The sequence below is a fragment of the Streptomyces sp. NRRL S-495 genome, from assembly GCF_000966955.1.
Taxonomy (GTDB): Bacteria; Actinomycetota; Actinomycetes; order Streptomycetales; family Streptomycetaceae; genus Kitasatospora; species Kitasatospora purpeofusca.
This window is the reverse complement of sequence record NZ_JZWY01001091.1, coordinates 1-964: the sequence shown is the minus strand read 5'-3', so window position 1 is coordinate 964 and position 964 is coordinate 1. Positions and strand designations below refer to the sequence as shown.

1 protein-coding gene is annotated in these 964 nt (G+C 72.6%); it reads left to right on the top strand.

All coding sequences use genetic code 11. The annotated features are described in order from the left end of the window. Positions 1–133: 133 nt before the first annotated feature. The gene (locus VR45_RS39285) at positions 134–676 is read left to right on the top strand and encodes a hypothetical protein (RefSeq protein WP_045944754.1); all 543 of its coding nucleotides are present in this window, start codon (positions 134–136) and stop codon (positions 674–676) included. The last annotated feature ends 288 nt before the right edge of the window (positions 677–964 follow it).

Sequence of the window (964 nt, the reverse complement as noted above, 5' to 3'; positions counted from 1 at the left end):
GGTGGCCAGGAGGTGGACGGCCCAGGCCCCGCCGGCCGGCGGGCTCACGAGCGGTTGCCGCCTGGCGGTGCGGGAATCCTCGTACAGCGGGACGGAAGCCTCTGCCTCCCGCTGAACGGGGAGGGAGAGGACAGTGAGCGAGGAGCCACGCCCCGAGGACAGGTTGCACCTTGCCCAGTGGCGCCTGGTTCGGGCGGACGGGCTTCGGCTGGGGCTGGTGAACCGGGCCGGCACGCTTCTGAGCGCCAACGCGCTGGTCATGACCGGTGTGGTGTTCGCCTCCGGAGCGACGTCGTCGGACGTGTCGCCCGCCATTGGGGCGGTCGGGCTCGTCGCGTTGGTGGTGAGTGCGTGTTCGGCGGCTCTGGCAGCCTCCGTACTCACCGGGTCGGGAAAGCTGCCCGCGCTGGCGCAGCCGCTCGACTCCGTGGTCCCGATCGCGTTCAGCTACGGCGACACCGTCAAGGCGTTCTCCTCCCCGGAGCACTTCCGCGCGGGGCTGGCCGCCCAGACTGTCGAGGCCGCAGCCGATGCCGCCGCGCTCGAACTGTGGCGGTGCATCAGCGTCCATCAGCTGAGAGCACGAAGGATGCGACGCGCCACCCAGTACCTGCTGGGCGGCGCGGTCCTCCTGGTCGCCATGGCCGCGGCGAAGCTCATCACCGCTCTGGCCTGAGCGGACACCGGCCTTCGTCCGCGTGTGGTCGGGGTGTGACAGCCGGGGGCTGCTGGTCTGGCGGGACGGCCTGACCGGCCTGGGTGCCCGTGGCTTCCGGTCGCCTCACCGGTCGTGGAGCGCGCGCGGCTCCGGGCGGGTGGGGCCGGTCCACGCACAGGGTGACCAGCAGGAAGACGGCGGACTGGGCGGCGACCGCGCCTGTAGTCACGCGCCTCCTCTGCCCGGACGACGCCGTTTCATGGCCGGAACGCCGGAACGCCGGAACGCCGGGCCCTGTGCGAACGC